Genomic DNA, 19,556 nt, shown 5'->3' with positions numbered 1-19,556 from the left:
TTTCACGAAATCGGTGGAGTGCTGTTTTTTTTATGGTTCCCCAGAATCCTCCGCTGTCGCGACGAGCTGTCCCCTTTATGGCGCTGATAAAACTTCAGACCGAGCACTTTCGCAATCTTTCTTCTGCTGAACCTGTTACCTTTTCTTCTTCGTTTAATCTGATTTATGGCGCCAACGGCAGTGGCAAGACCAGTATCCTGGAGGCTATAGGGTATTTGGGGCTCGGGCGGTCTTTCCGGGTGAATCGGCATCAAGCCGTCGTCCGGCACGGGCAACAACGATTTACCGTGTTTGGGGGACTGGATCACGGATTTGGTAACCCCGGACCAGAATCGGAAAGCTACCCCCTTGCCCACCGGCTTGGCATCTCCCGGGACGTTGCTCAGAAGGAAACAAGGCTTCGGGTAGACGGAGAAAGCGTGCGCAGTCTTTCGTCACTTGCGATGCATCTGCCGGTGTCGGTTATTGATCCGGGCGTGTTCGACGTGGTTTCAGGGGGGCCAGGTAAACGTCGACAGTTTCTGGATTGGGCAGTGTTCCACGTGGAACCTTCTTTCGCAGCAAACTGGCAGCAATGCCAGAGAGTCACATCACAGCGGAATCAAATGCTCAGAAATGGTAGAATAGAGGACTCTTTGCTGCGCGTCTGGGATACCCAGTACGTAGCGCTAAGTGAACGAATAACCGAGGCCCGCAAAGCTGCTTTCGAGCATTTTCGAAGGGTGTTTAATGTTCTGGTTCAGGAACTTGATGTGAACTGGACCCAGGGACTGAAGCTTGAGTTTTACCCGGGGTGGGATATTGCCCAGTCACTCGCGGATGTGCTGGTCCGTCACAGGGAACAGGAAATCCGGATGGGGCACACGCTTTACGGTCCGAACCGTGCTGATATCAGGATCAGGTTCCAGGGGCGACCGGTAGCGGAAACCTTTTCTCGCGGTCAGCAAAAGACCCTCGTTATTCTGATGAAGATCGCCCAGAGCATAGTTCTGAATGATTCTGGAAAGCAGGTCAGTTTTCTGATCGATGATATAAACGCGGAGTTGGATGAGAGCCACAGAACCATGTTGGCTCAAAAGTTACAGGATTTACGCTGCCAGGTATTCATTACCTCCATTGAACGTCCAGATCCGACGTCACTGTGGCAGGGTAACCCGACCCCGGATTACCGAATGTTCCACGTGGAACATGGCAAATTGAAGGAAGAATAAAACCGGCTTATCAAACCCGAAGATGCGGTTTTGACGAAGGTGCCGGCCCTTACGCTTCAGGAGTTTCCTAATGAGTGAATCGAGTTACAATTCAGCCAGTATCAAAGTCCTGAAAGGGCTGGATGCGGTGCGAAAACGGCCAGGGATGTACATTGGCGATACCGACGATGGTACCGGCCTGCATCACATGGTATTTGAACTGGTGGATAACTCCATCGATGAAGCTTTGGCAGGTTACTGCTCGGAAATCGGTATCATCATCCACCCGGACGAATCCGTTACGGTTCATGATAACGGCCGTGGCATCCCGGTGGATATCCACGAAGGGGAAGGCGTCTCTGCTGCCGAGGTTATCATGACAGTGCTTCACGCGGGCGGTAAGTTCGATGATAACTCCTACAAGGTCTCCGGTGGCCTTCACGGGGTTGGCGTATCCGTAGTAAACGCCCTGTCCTCTACCCTGACCCTGACCATACGTCGTGACGGCAAGGTGTATGAGCAGACCTACACACACGGTGTGCCAAATGCACCCTTGAAGGCAGTAGGCGAAACAGAGGCCTCGGGTACACGGGTCCACTTTATTCCCTCCCCGGAAACCTTCACCCAGATAGAGTTTCACTACGATATTCTTGCAAAACGCATCAGGGAGCTGGCGTTCCTGAACAGCGGAGTTCGCATCCGCTTGACAGATGAGCGCAGCGGTAAAGAAGAGGTGTTTGAATACGAAGGTGGCCTGCGGGCGTTTGTTGAGCACCTTAACGCCAACAAGACACCCATTAACCGGGTTTTCCACTTCACTCGTGAACGTGACGACGGGATTGTGGTGGAAGTTTCCATGCAATGGAACGATGCCTTTCAGGAAAACATTTACTGTTTCACAAATAACATACCCCAGCGGGACGGTGGTACGCACCTGGCGGGTTTCCGCTCGGCGCTGACCCGATCACTGAACAACTATATTGAACAGGAAGGACTTGGTAAGAAAGCCAAGGTCAGCACCTCCGGTGACGACGCCCGGGAAGGCCTGACGGCCATTATCAGTGTGAAAGTTCCAGACCCCAAGTTCTCCTCACAAACCAAGGACAAACTTGTGTCCTCGGAAGTAAAGACGGCGGTTGAGCAGGAGCTTTACCAGAGCTTTAGCGAGTATCTGCAGGAGCAGCCCAACGAAGCGAAGCTGATAGTTAACAAGATGATCGAAGCGGCAAGGGCTCGTGAAGCGGCTCGCAAGGCCCGCGATATGACCCGGCGCAAGGGCGCACTGGATATTGCTGGCCTGCCAGGAAAGCTGGCTGACTGCCAGGAGAAAGACCCTGCTCTTTCTGAACTCTACATAGTGGAGGGTGACTCGGCCGGTGGTAGCGCCAAGCAGGGCCGCGATCGCAAAACCCAGGCGATTCTGCCCCTCAAGGGTAAGATTCTGAACGTAGAGAAGGCTCGTTTCGACAAGATGCTGTCATCGGCTGAAGTCGGCACACTTATAACTGCCCTGGGTTGCGGCATTGGCCGGGAAGAATTCGACCCGGACAAGCTCCGTTATCACTCCATTATTATCATGACGGACGCCGACGTAGACGGTTCGCACATCCGGACTCTGTTGCTAACCTTCCTGTTCCGGCAAATGCGCGAGATCATTGAACGTGGTCACGTATTTATCGCAATGCCACCACTTTACAAGGTAAAGCGCGGTAAACAGGAGCAGTACCTGAAGGATGAAAAGGCGAAAGAAGCCTACCTGACGCAGACTTCCCTGGAAGGCGCGCAACTGTATGTGAACCCGGAGGCGCCGCCCATCAAGGATTCCGCCCTGGAAACCATGGTGCATGATTACCAACGGGTTATGGCCATGATCGAGCGACTGTCCCGTGCCTATCCGGACCGGGTTCTCGAGCAGATGATCCACAACGACACCCTGAAGATTGAAGATCTGAAGAGTGAGGAAAAGGTTGCGGCCTGGTCCCGTCGGCTCGGTGAAGGGCTGGATATCGATACCCGTACCGGCACCAAATACACTTTCTCTGTGACCAAGGACACGGAGCGTGGGTTGTTTTTACCCAAAGTCACTATACACGTACATGGTATACCCCATGAACACGTATTCGGCCACGACTTCTTCGAATCACCGTCGTACGGGGCTATTGCCCGCCTGGGTGAAACCCTGAACGGGCTTATTGAAGAAGGCGCCTACGTTCAGCGCGGTGAGCGCAAGCAGGCGGTACTGTCGTTCGAAGGTGCCCTGGACTGGCTGATGAAGGAGGCCCAGCGGGGCCTGACTATTCAGCGTTACAAAGGGTTGGGTGAGATGAATCCGGATCAGTTGTGGGAAACCACCATGGACCCGGAAAGTCGCCGTATGATGAAGGTGAAGATCGAAGATGCTATTGCAGCCGACCAGATTTTCACAACCCTGATGGGTGATGATGTCGAACCACGTAGGGACTTTATCCAGACCCACGCCCTTGAGGTCCATAACCTCGACATCTGACAGAAACGAATAAAAAAGCGGCCAGAGTATTGCTACCCTGGCCGCTTTTTTATGCAATTATTATTTAACTAATTGAAATATAAGGTTATTCCCCAGAGCTTGAGTTTGATGAGCGGGCTTTCTCCTTCTCCACCAGATGGGGCGCCATCACCTCTTCCAGGGTATAACCGGTCAACCGGCGTATGGTTCGCCACAGGTAATAGAAAATGAGCATCATCATTACCATGGAAGGTATGGCTATCATTGGATAGCTCACCAGTGTCATTCTGCCAAGCTCTTCATTGAAGGCCTGGGTACCGGAGGGACTGACCACAATCCAGCGAGCCAGAACGTAGTTCATGATGGATGAAAACAGGAAGGTGCCGGCGAAAAAGTAGCTGGCTTTCAGCAGACGCCCCTCGAACTCGGCCACACGATTTCGTTCCTCCAGGGTCTCCTGGATTTTATTCACATCAAGCACGTTGGGGTTATAGAGCAGTGTGCGCACCAGCGGGTATTTGGTGCGGGTAGATGCCAGTACCGCCAGGCCAATAATGGCGGGAATGGCGGCTTCTTTGACGGCCAGCCACCCGGCATCCAGTTCCAGTAGACCAATACCCCCGGTGAGGCCAACACTGACCAGGCCAAGTACCGCGATAAAGTTTTTCTTGTGGTAGCGGATCAATTCAAACAGCCCCCAACCCAGGGGGAATGCCAGGCCGAGAATCAGCGCGTTAACGCTGCCAAGGTGTTGGTCGCCGCTGAATTTCATCAGAATGACGGAGGGAATAATGATGCTGACCAGTAAATCAACCCATGGCCGGGGTTTGTGGTCAGGCACAGATGTGGTGTTCGTTGAGGTCATGGTTCTGCCTGGTTGGTGAAACAACTTACGGCAGTATACGACGAACACCACAAAAAAGCCGAACCCGGAGGTTCGGCTTTACAGGCTACAGGAACCCGGATATCAGGCGCCAGCTTCCTTCAGACTCTCTTCTACAATTGCCAGGCCCTCTTCAAGGATTTCGTCCTCAATAGTTACCGGCATCAGGAAGCGCAGACTGTTGGCGTACAAGCCACAGCTAAGAAGGATCAGACCTTTTTCTTTGGCCTTCCTGGTAACCGCTGCTGCCAGTTCTGGCATGGGTTTGCGACTCTCCTTACTTTCGACAAACTCGAACGCGGCCATTGAACCGAGACAGCGAACGTTGTCCACATGAGTGAACTGCTCCTGCCACTGGGTAAAGCAATGTTTCAGCTTCTCACCGAGGCGCTGACTCTGGCCCAGAACGTCCTCCTCTTTGAACACATCGAACACCGCCAGTGCCGCAGCGCAAGCGGCGGGGTTACCGGTATAGGTACCACCCAATGAGTTCGGGCCTGAAGCGTCCATGTGCTTGTCGGTTCCGACAATTGCCGAGATCGGCATGCCGTCGGCCATGCTCTTGGCCATGGTGATGATGTCAGGCTCAACGCCGCTGTGCTCAATGGCAAACATCTTGCCCGTACGACCGAAGCCGCTTTGGACTTCATCGGCAATCAACAGGATGCCATTTTCATCACATATCTCGCGGAGCTTTTTCAGAAAACTCGTGGATGCTGCATAGAAACCGCCCTCACCCAGTACCGGCTCAAGAACAATGGCAGCCGTATCCTTCGCAGGTGAATCTGCTTTCATGGTCATCATCAGGCCACGAAGGGCTTCATCTTCGCTTACCCCGTGATAAGGCACGGGGTAAGGCGCACGGTAGACAGTTCCTGGCATGGGGCCGAAATCTGTCTGGTAGGGTGCCGCCTTGCCATTCATCGCCATGGTCATGAAGGTACGACCGTGGAAGGCGCCGTCAAAGCAGATTACATTGGTCCGGCCAGTGGCAGCACGGGCAATCTTGATGGCGTTTTCCAGCGCTTCTGCGCCAGAGTTGGCCAGCATCACTTTGGCGTGGCCTTTAACCGGCGTTACTTCGCTCAGCTTCTGCGCCAGGCGTACGTAGCCCTCATAGGGCATAACCGTTTGGCAGGTGTGCATGAGTTTATCGAGTTGGGCTTTTATCGCCGCAACCACTTTCGGATGCCGGTGACCAATGTTCAGAACACCAATACCACCGGCAAAATCGATCATGCGTTTGCCGTCAGCGTCCCACAGTTCTGCATTGGTTGCGTGGTCGGCAAACTGCTCATTAGGGCTCGCCACACCCGCCGCAACATAGCGTTCTTTGAGTGCCTGCAATTCTTTATTGCTCACTTTGCCATTCTCCCTGTGTCTCTGATTTATCAGTATCACTGAACAGTGTAGGGAGTACCAGGGCCTGACACAAATTGCCGGTGTTGGAAATCACGCAGGTTGCTCCCGAAATTGCAGCGCGGCCAGACGCCGGTACAGCTCGTTTTCCTGAATCAGCTCCTGATGACTGCCAACTGCCAGAAGCCGGCCCTGATCCAGAACAGCAATGCGATCTGCATCGCGAACAGTGGCGAGCCGGTGGGCAATCACCAGGGTCGTCCTGCCCGAGGTAAGCGCCGGCATTGCATGCTGGATGAGGTTCTCACTTTCTGCATCCAGGGCGCTGGTGGCTTCATCCAGCAACAGGATCGGCGCATCGGCCAGCAGGGCCCGGGCAATCGCAAGCCTTTGCTTCTGGCCTCCAGAAAGCCCCAGGCCAGCATCACCCAGAAGTGTAAGATACCCGTGTGGAAGTTGTTCGATGAATTCGTGGGCGTGAGCGATGCGGGCGGCTTTTTCCACATCGGCCTGACTGGCGTCAGGGCGGGCATAGCGAATGTTGTCTGCCACTGTGCCGTGGAACAATGCCGGGTTCTGGGGCACCAGTGCAAAGCAGCTGCGCAGTGTGTCCAGGGGCAAAGACGCAGTATCCGTGCCGTCAATATGGATGGAGCCGCTGTCGGGTTGATAGAAATGCAGCAACAGGTCAAACAAGGTGGATTTACCTGCGCCGGATGGCCCAACGAGAGCCAGGGTTTCACCGGCACGAACATGCAGGCTGATATCCACCAGTGCCGGGTGTTCACTGCGGCCAGGATAGCTGAAACTGAGATTTTCGATGGCAATCTCACCCGCTACCGGGCCCGGAAAACCGGCGCCCTGATCTGCCGGGCGTGTAAACGCCGGTTTTGTCTGCAGCAACTCAAACAGCCGGGCGGCAGAACCGGCCGCCCGCTGCAGTTCCCCGATTACCTCACTGATGGCCCCTGCGGCCACGCCCACCAGCAAACTGTAGAATACAAACGCCGCCAGCTCGCCGGGGGTAATATGGCCATGGATAACATCAAGCCCGCCAATCCAGATCACAACGCCTACCGCGCCCATTACCAGAGAAATCGCCAGGGTGGTCAGCCAGGCGCGCTGTTTTATGCGGGCACGGGCAATGTCAAAGGCCCGCTCGGAAACGTCCGCAAAAAAGCGCCGGTCGTGGCATTGATGGTTGAAGGCCTGTACAGTTTTGATCTGGGTAAGGTTTTCACCCACGTAACTGCCCACATCCGCTACCCTGTCCTGGCTCAGCCGCGACAACTGGCGTACCTGGCGACCAAAAAACAGGATGGGTGCAATCACCAGAGGAAAGCCCAGCAGGATGATGCCGGCCAGTTTGGCATTGGTGATGAACAACAGTAGCAAGCCGCCCACCAGCATCAGCGCGTTGCGCAACGCAATGGACACGGTTGAGCCGATCACCGATTGCAGCACGGTGGTATCGGCGGTGAAACGGGACTGGATTTCCAGAGCGCGGTTCTGCTCGAAAAAACCCGGGTGCAGGTCGATCAGATGATTGAATACCTGTTTGCGAATATCGGCCACAACCCGTTCGCCAATCCAGGACACCAGGTAGAAGCGCGCGAAAGAACCAAACGCCAGCCCCAGCACCAGAATGAAAAACAGGCCGATTGCGCGGGCAAGATTGGCCGGAGACTGTGTTGCAAGGCCGTGGTCCACAAGAACGCGCAGGCCCTGGCCCAACCCCAGGGTAATCCCGGCAGTAATAATCAAGGCCACCAGAGCGCCTGCTACGGCCTTTCGATAAGGGCGTATAAATCCGATAACCAGTTTCAGAGCCTGGCGGTGACGCGTGTTAATGGAATGCCTCCTTAAATAAGTGCCGAGCTGGCTAAACTGTGTAACCTGATCATACGCTTGTTTTCTTTACTAAAGGAAAGCGACAAACGCCAGTTCATGAAAACGACGCTGCAACAACTGCTGCAATAACAAAGGAAACGCCGTGCGCGCCTACGCTGATAGTGAGTACTCTGCCAGCCACAAACCGGACTGGAAAATCATATCGGGGCTCTGGCCCTATCTTGCGGAGTTCCGTGGCCGTGTGATCTTGTCCGTGGTTTTTCTGATACTGGCCAAACTGGCCACAGTCGCAACACCCGTGGCGTTGAAATACATTGTGGACTACCTGGATCAGGGCCGGCAAAGCGGTGAGCTGCTGCTCTGGATTCCGGTGATGCTGGTGGTTGCCTACGGTGCTCTGCGCTTTGGCAGCACCCTGTTCAGCGAGCTGCGGGACGCAGTGTTTGCGCGGGTGGCCGAGCGTGCCATGCGGCGGGTGTCGTTGCGGGTATTCCGCCACCTCCATAACCGGGAACTGGCGTTTCATCTTGATCGCAAAACCGGAGGCCTGGCCCGGGATATTGAGCGGGGCACCACGGGCATCAGCTTTCTGCTGCGCTTTACCCTGTTCAACATTGTGCCCACCCTGCTGGAAATACTGATGGTGGCGGGCATCTTACTGGTGGCGTTCAATGCCAGTTACGTGTTTGCCATCCTGATTGCTGTGGTGGTGTATGTTGTTTTTTCCATTGTGGTCACCGAATGGCGAACAAAGTTTGTGCGCGAGGCCAATGCCCGGGACAACCAGTCCAATTCCCGCGCCATGGACAGTCTGCTGAACTACGAAACGGTGAAATACTTCAATAACGAAACCTTTGAAGCCAATGTGTACGACCGGGATCTCAAAGACTGGGAACAGGCACGCCTGAAGAACCGTTTGTCTCTGGCTGCCCTGAACTCCGGCCAGGCGCTGATCATCGGCCTCGCCATGATCACCATTATGGCTCTGGCGGTTCGCGAGGTGGCCAGTGGCGAGATTACCCTGGGTGACTTCACCATGATCAACGCCTACCTGCTGCAACTGTTCATTCCGTTGAATGCCCTGGGTTTTGTATACCGGGAAATCCGCCAGGCTCTGGTGAACGTGGAGCGCTTGTTCGGTTTGCTGGGGGAAAAACCGGCGATTGACGATGCACCTGACGCGCGGGTATTGGCCGTGGATAAGGGGGAGGTTGGCTTCCACAACGTCCATTTTGCCTACCGCAAGGACCGTCCCATTCTGCAAAACGTCAGTTTTTCCATACCCGCCGGCCACACCGTGGCCGTGGTGGGGGCCAGTGGTGCCGGTAAATCCACCCTCGCCCGCCTGCTGTTCCGGTTTTTTGACGTGGACAAAGGCTGTATCACCATTGATGGCCAGGACATTCGGGACGTTACACAGGACAGCCTGCGCGCCGCCATTGGCGTGGTGCCGCAAGACACGGTGCTGTTCAACGACACCCTGTACCGCAATCTGGCCTACGGACGCCCGGAGGCCACCGAAGCCGAGGTTCATCACGCTGCGAAACAGGCGCATCTGGATGATTTCATTCGCAGCCTGCCGGAAGGTTACGAGACGAAAGTGGGCGAGCGTGGGCTGAAGCTTTCCGGCGGTGAGAAGCAGCGGGTTGCCATTGCCCGGGTGCTGCTGAAAAACCCGCCGTTGCTGATCCTTGATGAAGCTACCTCGTCGCTGGACTCTATTTCGGAACAGGCGATACTGGAAGCCCTGAACGAAGTCAGCCGCCAGCGCACCACCTTGGTGATTGCCCACCGCTTATCCACAGTGCGTGATGCCGATACCATTCTTGTGATGGATCAGGGCAGGATTGTGGAAAGCGGCAGCCACAGTGAGTTGCTGGCGCAGAACGGTTATTACGCCAGATTGTGGCTGCAGCAACAGCATAGTGAGGATGATAGTCCCGAGTGAGGCTGACTTTCCCTGGGATCAGGTTTGGTGCAAGCGAGCCTCCGAAGCCAACCCCGAAGCACGAACCACCCGCTGCCCAACACTTTCCGAGAACACGCTGGCGTCGCCGGTTATCAGGCTGAACCAGTTCTTTGCACGAGTGATGCCGGTATACACAAGCTCCCGCGTGAGCACCGGGCTGAGGCGGTCTGGCAGCACCAGGCAGGTGTGATTGAACTCCGAGCCCTGGGATTTATGCACCGTCATGGCGTACACGGTTTCCAGTTGTTGCAGTCGGCTGGGGGATATCCAGCGGATGTCGCCACTGCCATCGCTGCTGGGAAAGGCCACGCGCAATAGGGGGTTCGGTTGTATGCCGTTGGCGTGTGCGTCAGCACCCGGAGACAGATTGAAGGTAATGCCCACATCGCCGTTCATCAGGCCCAGATTGTAATCGTTGCCGGTAATCAGCACCGGGCGCCCGGCGTACCAGCCTTCGGCCCGGGGAATGAGCTTTTGCTTGAGCAGGTGGTGAGCGATGAGTTCGTTCAGGCCTTCTACACCCCAGGGGCCGCGGCGCAGGGCGCAGAGCACCTGAAAATCACTGAAGGCCTCCAGTACGGATCTTGCCAGTTCGTTCCACTGCTCTGTGGTGCTGTTAGCGTCCAGGTTGTGGCTCTGCATCAGCGATAGGTAGTGGCGGTAGCCGACCGGTGGTGGGAGAGGCTTGCCTTTGTTATCCCTTCGCCCTTCTCCATTATTCCGGAATGCGTCCGGGCTGCCACTGACCGCATGGTGGCAGATCAACGCCTGGGTGTCTTCCAGCGAGGGTTTGCTGGTACGGCCATTCAGCCACACCACATCCTCAAACCCGGCGCTGCGGGCCTGCTGAAGCATGCTGTCACTCAGGGTGTTGGTGTTGACCGCTTCGGCCAGTTGGCGAATGCCACTGCCTTCGGCAAAGCGGTAGCTTTTGCGCAACATGGCCACCGCCTGGTCCAGCGGCTGGCCTTCGGGGTTTTGCAGGTTTTCCGGGATGTCGGTGCCGGTAATAGCTTTCAGCCACTGCACAGTCTCTGGCAGGTAATGCCCTTCTGGCGCGCGCTGGCAGAGTTCACCCAGCACGGCACCGGCATCTACAGAGGCCAACTGGTCTTTGTCGCCCAGCAGAATCAGTTGGGCGTTGGCGGGCAGGGCGTCAAACACCGACGCCATCAGGTCCAGATCCACCATGGACGCTTCGTCGATCACCAGAATATCCACCAGCAGCGGGTTGTCGCGATTATGGCGGAATTTGCGGGTATCCGGGCGGCTGCCCAGAAGCCTGTGCAGGGTGGTGACTTTGGTGGGAATGTCCGCCAGAGACACCTGTCCCGGTAACTGCGCCAGTGGCAGGCGGCTGACGGCACCGCCGATGGATTCGTTCAGCCGGGCTGCGGCTTTGCCTGTGGGGGCTGCCAGGCGAATACGGTATTTGCGTCCATCGCGCTCTGCGGATTCACCCGCGACGGACTGCAGGGCGGCCAGCAGATTCACCACAGTGGTGGTTTTGCCGGTGCCCGGGCCACCGGTAATCACGGCGAAACGGCTGCGGGCGGCCAGGGCACAGGCGAGCTTTTGATAGTCCACCGGAGAGCCTGCAGTAGCCTGTGGTTTGAACAGTACGTTCAGAGACTTGCTGAGTGTTGAGGCCGCGATTGAAGACGGGTCAGCCAGGGTGGACGGCTGTGCCAGACGCTGCAGAATACCGGCGGCAATTTGTTGTTCGTAACGCCAGAACCGGCGCAGGTAAAGCCGGGTGCCAACCAATACCAGTGGCGTAGTGTGTGAGCCATCACTTACCGCCAAAGTCCATTCCAGAGCGTCCTGGCATTGCTGTGTGGAAACCTGAGCCAGGAGTTCTCCCGGGCTATTGAGGCTGTCTTTGGTGATGTCCTGCTCCGCCGGTGAGCCCGGCAGAATACCTCTGGTTTGTGTGGAGAGAGCACCGATGGGCTCCTCCGGCGGCAGTGATAAGGTGTTGTCCGCGTCCGCCAACAGGGTTGCCAGATCCACGCACACATGGCCCCTACCCACCTGATGGGATGTCAGTGCAGCGAGTAGCAAAACCAGAGGTTGCGGCGCTTCGCCCTGCTCTTCTGAAAGATCCTGAATCAGCCGCGCAAAGCGTACATCCAACGGGCGAATCCAGCCGGCTTGTTGCCAGCTATCCAGCAGCGTCAGAACACTTTCGGTCTGATCCAAAGCAAGGCTGATGTCCGGGCCGGACGATGTTGAAGGTGTCTTGTCCATATCAACGGCACTATCCATATCGACGGCATTATCAATATCAGCAGCCTTGCCTGCCTCACCAGGGGTTTTCAGATCAAAGGCAAACTGGTTGTCGGTATTAGGTTTTTTGCTCATGCCGCCACCTCCCCGGGGACTGCCTTGCCGTCGAACATGGCATCCAGTTGTTCAATCAACTCTCTGGGTGGCTTGTCGGTAAACGCACCTGCCCCCGGCGCGTTCACGCCGCGCAAAAACAGATACACCGCGCCGCCTATGCGTTGATCGTAGTCGTAATCCGGCAGGCGGGCTTTCAGCAAACGGTGCAGGGCCAGCAGGTAGAGAACGTATTGCAGGTCGTAGCGCTTCTCCAGAATCGCCTCGCCCATGGCCTGATCTGTGTAGGCGCTGTCGTTGTCGCCAAGGTAGTTGGATTTGTAGTCCAGCACGTAATACTGCCCCTTGTGTTCAAACACCAGATCGATAAAGCCTTTCAGCATGCCGTTGAAGCGCCTGTCATCCACCTGCGGTCGGTCGGCGCCGTTGAGGGTGTGCTGGGTAACCAGTTTGTCCATGGCTTGAGTGCTTACATTGCGGCTTTCAAACCAGAACTCCAGTTCCGGGCGCAGGGTGCCAAGGCTCGACAGACTGACGCTTTCACCACCGTTGCGGCTTAACGGTAGTGGCTGGCGGATGAGCGCAAGTATCCAGTGTTCAAGCGTATCGACCCAGTCACTCCAGCCCCGTGTGCTGCAACGGCGGCTGAGCTGCTCACGCAGTTGTTCCGGGTTATCAACAATGTGTTGCAGGCCCTGTTGTGCGCACCACTCCAGCAGATCGTGCAGAAAGGTGCCCGGGCCTGCGCCTTTCGGGAAGTTGTGCAGGCTGAGGCTGAGGGGAATGCCTGCGTCTTCGTCCTCCGGGTTGTGGGCACCCTCTTCCAGCAGGTTCTGGGTTTCGGCGTCTTCCACTTCCCCGGTGAAGGCTATGCCGGTTCCGGAAAGCCCGGTGTATTCCAGAGAGGAGTAACTGGCAATCCACCAGTCTTCCCGGGCTTCGCGGGTTGAAATCAGCGCCGGGCCCAGGGCTGCCAGTGCTTTTTCAGTGTAACGCGCGTCCGTCGCTTCTGGCAGCGGCTGGGCACATAGCTCGGTGTAGCCATCAACCAGAGGCTTCAGCGCGCCACTGAGCGGGTGTTGCGCCGCAGGCTCGCCACCCAGCAGATACCCCAGGCCACTGAGGTGCCAGTTATCAATCTCCGCAACGCCGACCCAGGTGGCAAAACGGGCGCGGGTCAGGGCCACGTAGAGTTTGCGGATATCCTCGCCCAGCCGCTCCTGATCTGCCCGGGCAACGTCTTCCGGTGTTGGATCAAACACGGTGATCAGCTTTGCGTTGTCATCGTGATAGCGCACGAACGACTGTTTTTCGTTTTGAGCGCGGAAGGCTGTGCCAAAGGGCAGGAACACCAGGGGGTATTCCAGACCTTTGGATTTGTGCACGGTAATCACTTTTACCAGGCCGGCATCGCTTTCCAGGCGCAGGGTGCGGTGTTCGTCTTCTTCGTCCGCCGCCCGCAGAATCTGGGTGTAGTGGTGCACCAATGCGTGTTCGCCGTCCAGTTGCAGACTGTCCTGTTGCAGGAGTTCGGCAATGTGCAGAATGTCGGTCAGCCGGCGTTCGCCCTCCGGGCGCTGCAGCAGGCGCCCGGGTACATCGAAGTCCATCAGGAAGCTGCGCAGCATGGGCAGTACACCCTGACTTTGCCACTGCTTCTGATAAGCCATAAAGCGGTCAATCTCCCGCTCCAGCGCCATCTCGTCGGTCAACAGCTGGTCAAGGTAGCGCCAGGGCAAGCCGAGAGTGGGCGTGGCCAGCGCCGCCCGGGCGTAGGCCAGTTGCCGTGGCTCAGCAAAGGCTTTGAGCCAGCACAGCACTTCCTTTGCCTCTTGCGAGGTGAGTACTGAATCCCGGTCAGACAGGTACACGCTCTTGATGCGCCTCTGGCCCAGAGCATCTCGCACTGCAGCGGCTTCGTTGCGGTTATTCACCAGAATGGCGATGTCTTTGGGTTCAACCGGCTCCAGGTCGCCTTTGTTCTCTTCCAGAGCAAAACCGGCCTGCCCCTGCTGGCCAAGTGTCAGCAGTCGGGCGATTTCGCTGGCGCAGGTTTCGGCCACCTCTGTTGTGGCGGTGCCTTTGGCCAGTCCCTTGCGATTGCCATTTTTGTCTTCCTGATCGCTTTCCAGTGACCATAGGGTGAGGCTGGGCTGTATCTCGCCGTTGACCGACCACAGGCGTTTGGTGCCATTTGCCTCTACCCCCTGAAATGGCAGGGGGGAGGTATCGCCCTTGCCGAACAGGAAGGCACCTTCCGGGCTGTTCAGATCGCCATGTTCAAATACCCGGTTGACTGCTTTCACCATGGGTTTGGACGAACGGAAGTTGCGGCCCAGTGTCCAGGTGCGGTCGCGGGCGCCGGTGCGGGCGGCCAGATAGGTGTAGATGTCGGCGCCGCGGAAGCCGTAAATGGCCTGCTTCGGATCGCCGATCATCAGCAGGCAGGTATCCGGGTGATTCTCTGCAACCCGGTAAATGCGGTTGAAGATGCGGTATTGCACCGGATCTGTGTCCTGGAATTCGTCGATCAGCGCCACCGGGAACTGGCGACGAATGGTGGCTGCCAGTTGATCGCCACGGGGGCCATGCAGGGCATCGTCCAGCCGTGTGAGCAGATCGTCAAAGCCCATTTCGGAGCGTTTTTGTTTTTCCGATTCCAGTCGTTGATTGATCCAACCAAGTGCATGCTGAAGAATGTTGGACTTAGCTGTTGGCAGTTGCCTTAAATCCGCTTCAAGTTGAACAATTTCAGACATCGCCGGGTGATTTGGAAATGGATCAGCACCCTTCCATATATCGCCCAGTCCCTCTTCGGTTAGATAGAAATAACCTTTGGGTCTTTTGTTGCCGCTTTCCAGAAACCCCTTCGGCAGGTTCTCGTCGCTTTTAGCCCAGTTTTCGAGATGTGAGACAGCGTTTTTTATAGTATTGGCTTGAGTCCCGCCAATAAGCTTGTCGCTCGCTTTTTTGTAGTTTTGTGTTGCATCTATCCACTCTCTAAGCTCGATGCACCATTCCATCCAGGGCTCTTTCAATCGCTGAAGATAATCTGATTTCTCTTTTTCCGCCTGATCAACAAGCGCCTCTACCGACTCCACTGGTAAGGCATTGCTCTCGACCTTCCCAATTAGTGATTTCAGAGCTTTACCGAGGGCAGTTGGGCTCGGCCACCATGATATTAGCTCTTCGCTTTTTTCAGGGCTAAGCGGATAGATAAAGGTACGCCAGTAGTCCCGCGCCACTTCATCGAGCAGTTCGCTCTGATCGGTTTCCAGTGACAGGCGGAACAGGCTGCCGCTGTCGAACGCATGCTCGGTGAGCATCCGGTTACACCAGGCGTGAATGGTGGACACCGCGGCTTCGTCCATCCACTCGGCGGCCAGCAGCAGCTTTTTGCGGCAGTCCGGCCAGGTTGCCGGGTCGGGGTAGCTGTCTTCCCGGAGCTGATGGATCAGAGCGGTTTCCGGTGTGGGCTGAATGCTCTCCCCGTTGCTGGAAAACACTTCGGCCGCTTGCGTGAGCCGGGTACGAATGCGATCCCGGAGTTCCTTGGTGGCGGCGTCGGTGAAGGTGACCACCAGCAGGTTGGGCGGCAGCATGCCGGCAGCCAGCGGGCTGTCTTCGGGTTGTTCGTGGCCAAGCACAAAACGCACGTACAAAATGGCGATGGTGAAGGTTTTTCCGGTACCCGCACTGGCCTCAATCAGGCTGCTGCCGTGCAGGGGCAGCGCCAGCGGATCAAGGTTCGGGTTTTTTGTCTCGGTGATGGCTGTCATAGCTTGCCCTCAATCTGACCGGCGGCGGATTTACCCTGTTCAGCTTCCCAAAGAGGCACATAAAGCGCGTGCAGCAAGGCTTCAAATTCGCCGCTTTCCATCAGGGCTTCGGGACTTTCAAAGGCGCCACGCAGATAGCCTGTGTCCCGCTCCAGGGCCGTGGTGTAGGCCTGCTGGGCATCGCTGATGGCGCGGTCGTGATCACCGAGGAACTTTTTGCTCTGGTAGAAGCTGTAAATCCAGGCAAAGCCGGCTTCACAATGCAGTGGCAAGGCGCGGGTGCTGGCTTCTATCCAATGCGCAAGTATGGCATCGAGATGCCTGGCGGCGGATTCCTTGGGCAGAGGTGCAAAGCGGACTTTCCGGCCTTCCTCCTTGCCCAGAATCAGCGTTTCAAACGGTTGTGCAGTCAGTTGCCCGGCCAGATGAATCACCCAGTCCCGCATCAGGTTGGCGTAGCGGAGCTTCTTGCTGTTACCGCTGGCGGTGAGCAGGCTGGAACCGGCAATCACAAGGCGGCAGGTTTTGCCTTCGTGGTTGCGGCGCAGGTTGTTAATTAAATCCAGCACTTCTACCGATCCAGTGTTATTGGACAGACGATATTCAAACGGCAAGGGTTCACTGATCGCTTCGGGCCACTCGGCCAAGGCGCTTTGATAGCGTTGGAACAGATCTGGTAAGCGGCCAGAGAGGTCGCTGCGTAGTCTGTGTTCAGTTACACCCATGCCCAGATCGCCACGTCGCGCCATGCGATCCAGCGTGCTTTCCAGGCGTTCATGCAGGTCTTCTTCATCTTTGGCTTTCAGCAGGCCCTGCTCAATCAGTTCGGTATCCAGACGCCAGCGGTCGAGCCCGTTCAGATCAAAGTTTTCGTTATCTGTGTCGTCGTCTTCCACATCCTCGAAGCGCACCTGCAGGCGACGCTGGTAAAAGGTATCCACAGGCTTTTTCAGGAAAGCGGCCAGATCGTTGAGGGTGATCGGTTCCTCTGGCTGCTGATACGGCAGGGCGGTTTGCTGCTCACGATTTTCTTCAGCCTCGTTGCCATGGGCACCGCGCCATTCGTGTTCGTAGGTGAACAGGCTGCGGCCGGCCAGCACCTCGGCGAGGGGCTTTGGCTGATTGCCCTCGCCTTCGCCCAGACCGTTAGCTTTGGGGAAATAATCCCGGCTGAAGGGTTGAAGCGGGTGGCATGTGGTCAGTGCTTTGGTTACGGTAACGTCCGGCTGGCCGGGCACCTGCCACAGGCTGTTCAGGTGATCCTGCAGTTGGCCTACAAGCACAGACGGTGGGCGTTCCGAATCGTCCTTGATACTGCGTCCTACCCAACTGATATAAAGCTGTTCGCGGGCGGAGAGCATGGCTTCGAGAAACAGGTAACGGTCGTCTTCCCGGCGGGAACGGTCCCCCGGGCGGTAATCCTGGGCCATCAGATCAAAATCCACCGGTGGCCGTGAGCGGGGGTAGTCGCCGTCGTTCATGCCCAGCAGGCACACCTTGCGGAAAGGAATCGCCCGCATGGGCATCAAGGTGGCAAAGTTTACCTTGCCGGCCAGGAAGCGCTGGTTCAGGCCGCCCTCGTCCAGGCCCTGCAGCAATACGTCCTTCACTATATTCAGCGGTAAGGATTGCTGATTCAGCCCGGCGGCCAGGGTGTCTTCCAGCCACTGTTCCAGTTGCCGACGAAAGCGGTTCAGCAGCAATAAATCATGCCCTTCTACCTTGTGGAAAAACTGTTCCAGCATGGCCGAGAAGAGTTCTTCCCACTCTTGGGGTGTGCGGCTTGCTTGCAGCTCTTGCCACAGGGTTTCCAGGCGGTACACAAACTCGCCAAGGCGCCCGGCCAGACTGGCTTGCAGCCCGCCGATTTCACCGTAGGGCTGAACACCGGCCCAGGGCTCATCGTCGCCCATGCCGTATCCCAGCAGCATGGAGCGCAGGCCAGCCTGCCAGGTGTTGCGCTCAAGACCGGCAGGCAGTTCAAGGCTTTCCCGGTGGGCGCCGTGCAGACCCCAGCGAATGTTGGCGCCTTCTACCCAGCGCCGGGCCAATGGAATTTCTTCTTCGGCAATGTCAAAGCGATCGCGAATTCCCGGCACTTCCAGCAAGCTGATGATCTCACTCACCCCGAAACGGCTGCGGGGCAATGACATGAGCGTTTCCAGGGCAATCAGCACCGGCTCGTGGTGGCGTTGGCCCTGATCGGAAATAGTGAACGGAATGTGGCGCTTGAGGCCTGATGTGTAGCGACCAAACACCGCCTGAATATGAGGTGCGTAGACGTTGATGTCCGGCACCATCACCATCACATCCCGAGGTCGCAGCGTGGCATCTGCGTTGAAGGCAGCCAGAAGCTGATCGTGCAGAATCTCCACTTCCCGCTGCGGGCTGTGGGCATCGTGGAAGGCGATGGAGTGGTCGTGGGCCAGATTGAGTTGGCGTTGTTCGTCCCGGATTTCCTGAAGGGGCGTCAGGTTGTAGATGTCGTTCTGGAGCTGATGCAGCAAACATGGCGCCTGATCCGATCCATGCTCGGAGAAGATATCGATCTTCTGATCCGGCGTCTGGAAGCTGGCACGATACTCATCGGGATTGTCGAACTCATCCAGCAAGCGAATATAATCCCGGCCTTGTTTACCCCAGGCGGCCAGCAGCGGATTGGCGTGCTGGTGGAGCTGGCCGGGATCTTCAATCATCGACAGGGTCTGGTGAACCTTGCCCCGCTTGCGCTCTGCTTTCAGCAGTTCGCGGTCGCTGACAATATCCGCCCAGTAAAACTGCGACGGGTTGTGTACGCACAGCACCACCTGGCTGAAACGACTGAGAACATACAGAGCTTCCAGCGCCTGACGCGGCAGCGAGGATACCCCGAATACTACGATGCGTTTGGGCAAGCGGCTTGGGTGAGCGGGCGCAGAGATACGCTGACCCTCGGCCATAAACCGCGTGTGAATCTGCGAACGGCTGGTGTGGGCTTCCGCACCTGTGTCGTCTACCAGTTTGCGCCAGAGCATCGGCTGCCAAAGCGTTTCCTTATCAACCGGCTTTTCTTCGCTGCGGGCGGTGATCACCACATCCCGGCCCTGCTCCCAGGCGGCCAGCCAATCGGCGCGGAACACCTGATACTGGTCGAACAGATCTGCTACTTTCTCCGCCAGCTGGAAGGCCCGCAAATCCGGGTCGCTGCCTTCCAGAAAGCGCGCCAGCGGGTTGAACACCTCGTCGGTATGGACCAGCTCCGGTAGCAGTCGATAAAGCCGCCACACCAGCCGGCGTTTATCAAAAGGTGACTGTTCCGGCACTTCACCATCCGGCAGCACGGCCCGGTAGGCTTGCCAGATAAATCGCGCCGGGAACAGAAAATCCATACCGGCGGCAATGCCCAATCCGCCCTCACTGCCATCTTCCGAACGCTTCTCTGCCAGCGCCAGCTTTAACCACTGGGCAATACCATTACTCTGCACCAGAAAGGTCTCGCTCTGCAGCGGTGGCAGCGGGTTCTGCTGGCAGATAAACACCACCGCCCGGCGCAGGTCTTCCAGATGGTTGGCGTGAACGGCATGAAAGCCTGGGGTGATGGCAGAATGTTCGGGCATGCTTTTCCCTGTTTGGTATTTCAGACTATTCCAATGCTACAGGTTACCGTATGTGCTTGGAGAAACGGACTGCTCAGGCACGTGAGAGGGTGTGAAATTCG

General features: G+C 56.9%; 9 protein-coding genes. 3 read left to right on the top strand and 6 right to left on the bottom strand.

All coding sequences use genetic code 11. From position 1 onward, the window contains the following. Nucleotides 1–77 precede the first annotated feature (77 nt). The gene (gene recF / locus CDH48_RS04840; protein WP_100687585.1) at nt 78–1,211 is read left to right on the top strand and encodes a DNA replication/repair protein RecF; all 1,134 of its coding nucleotides are present in this window, start codon (nt 78–80) and stop codon (nt 1,209–1,211) included. A gap of 70 nt (nt 1,212–1,281) precedes the next feature. Continuing rightward, nucleotides 1,282–3,696 (top strand): DNA topoisomerase (ATP-hydrolyzing) subunit B, encoded by a 2,415-nt coding sequence (gyrB, locus tag CDH48_RS04835; RefSeq protein WP_100687584.1) that lies wholly within the window; start codon nt 1,282–1,284, stop codon nt 3,694–3,696. A gap of 85 nt (nt 3,697–3,781) precedes the next feature. On the opposite strand, the gene CDH48_RS04830 is transcribed toward gyrB, so the two are convergent. The 3 genes from CDH48_RS04830 to CDH48_RS04820 form a co-directional block, all read right to left on the bottom strand. After that, nucleotides 3,782–4,540 (bottom strand): VC0807 family protein, encoded by a 759-nt coding sequence (locus CDH48_RS04830; RefSeq protein WP_100687583.1) that lies wholly within the window; start codon nt 4,538–4,540, stop codon nt 3,782–3,784. A gap of 102 nt (nt 4,541–4,642) precedes the next feature. Further along, entirely contained in the window at nt 4,643–5,920 is a 1,278-nt protein-coding gene (gene gabT / locus CDH48_RS04825) for a 4-aminobutyrate--2-oxoglutarate transaminase (RefSeq protein ID WP_100687582.1), read from the bottom strand. A gap of 90 nt (nt 5,921–6,010) precedes the next feature. Continuing rightward, nucleotides 6,011–7,744 (bottom strand): ABC transporter transmembrane domain-containing protein, encoded by a 1,734-nt coding sequence (locus CDH48_RS04820; RefSeq protein ID WP_100687581.1) that lies wholly within the window; start codon nt 7,742–7,744, stop codon nt 6,011–6,013. A 166-nt stretch (nt 7,745–7,910) separates the two neighbouring features. Between CDH48_RS04820 and CDH48_RS04815 the strand changes: the two genes are divergently transcribed. After that, the gene (locus CDH48_RS04815; RefSeq protein WP_100687580.1) at nt 7,911–9,716 is read left to right on the top strand and encodes an ABCB family ABC transporter ATP-binding protein/permease; all 1,806 of its coding nucleotides are present in this window, start codon (nt 7,911–7,913) and stop codon (nt 9,714–9,716) included. Between the two features lie 18 nt (nt 9,717–9,734). Here CDH48_RS04815 and recD read toward each other — a convergent pair whose 3' ends face one another. Genes recD through recC form a run of 3 tightly spaced genes read right to left on the bottom strand, consistent with a single transcriptional unit; the run spans nt 9,735 to nt 19,455 of the window. Continuing rightward, a complete protein-coding gene (gene recD / locus CDH48_RS04810) occupies nt 9,735–12,101 on the bottom strand; it encodes an exodeoxyribonuclease V subunit alpha (RefSeq protein WP_100687579.1) in 2,367 nt (788 codons plus the stop codon). Next, the gene (gene recB, locus CDH48_RS04805; RefSeq protein WP_100687578.1) at nt 12,098–15,859 is read right to left on the bottom strand and encodes an exodeoxyribonuclease V subunit beta; all 3,762 of its coding nucleotides are present in this window, start codon (nt 15,857–15,859) and stop codon (nt 12,098–12,100) included. Before recB ends, recD begins: the two co-directional genes overlap by 4 nt. Then, nucleotides 15,856–19,455: an exodeoxyribonuclease V subunit gamma gene (gene recC, locus CDH48_RS04800; protein WP_100687577.1), complete on the bottom strand. Its 3,600-nt coding sequence runs from the start codon at nt 19,453–19,455 to the stop codon at nt 15,856–15,858. The genes recB and recC overlap by 4 nt, the downstream gene beginning before the upstream one ends. Nucleotides 19,456–19,556: the final 101 nt, after the last annotated feature.

It is taken from the genome of Marinobacter aromaticivorans, from assembly GCF_002806975.1.
Lineage (GTDB): Bacteria > Pseudomonadota > Gammaproteobacteria > Pseudomonadales > Oleiphilaceae > Marinobacter > Marinobacter aromaticivorans.
This window is presented reverse-complemented; position numbering and strand designations above follow the sequence as displayed.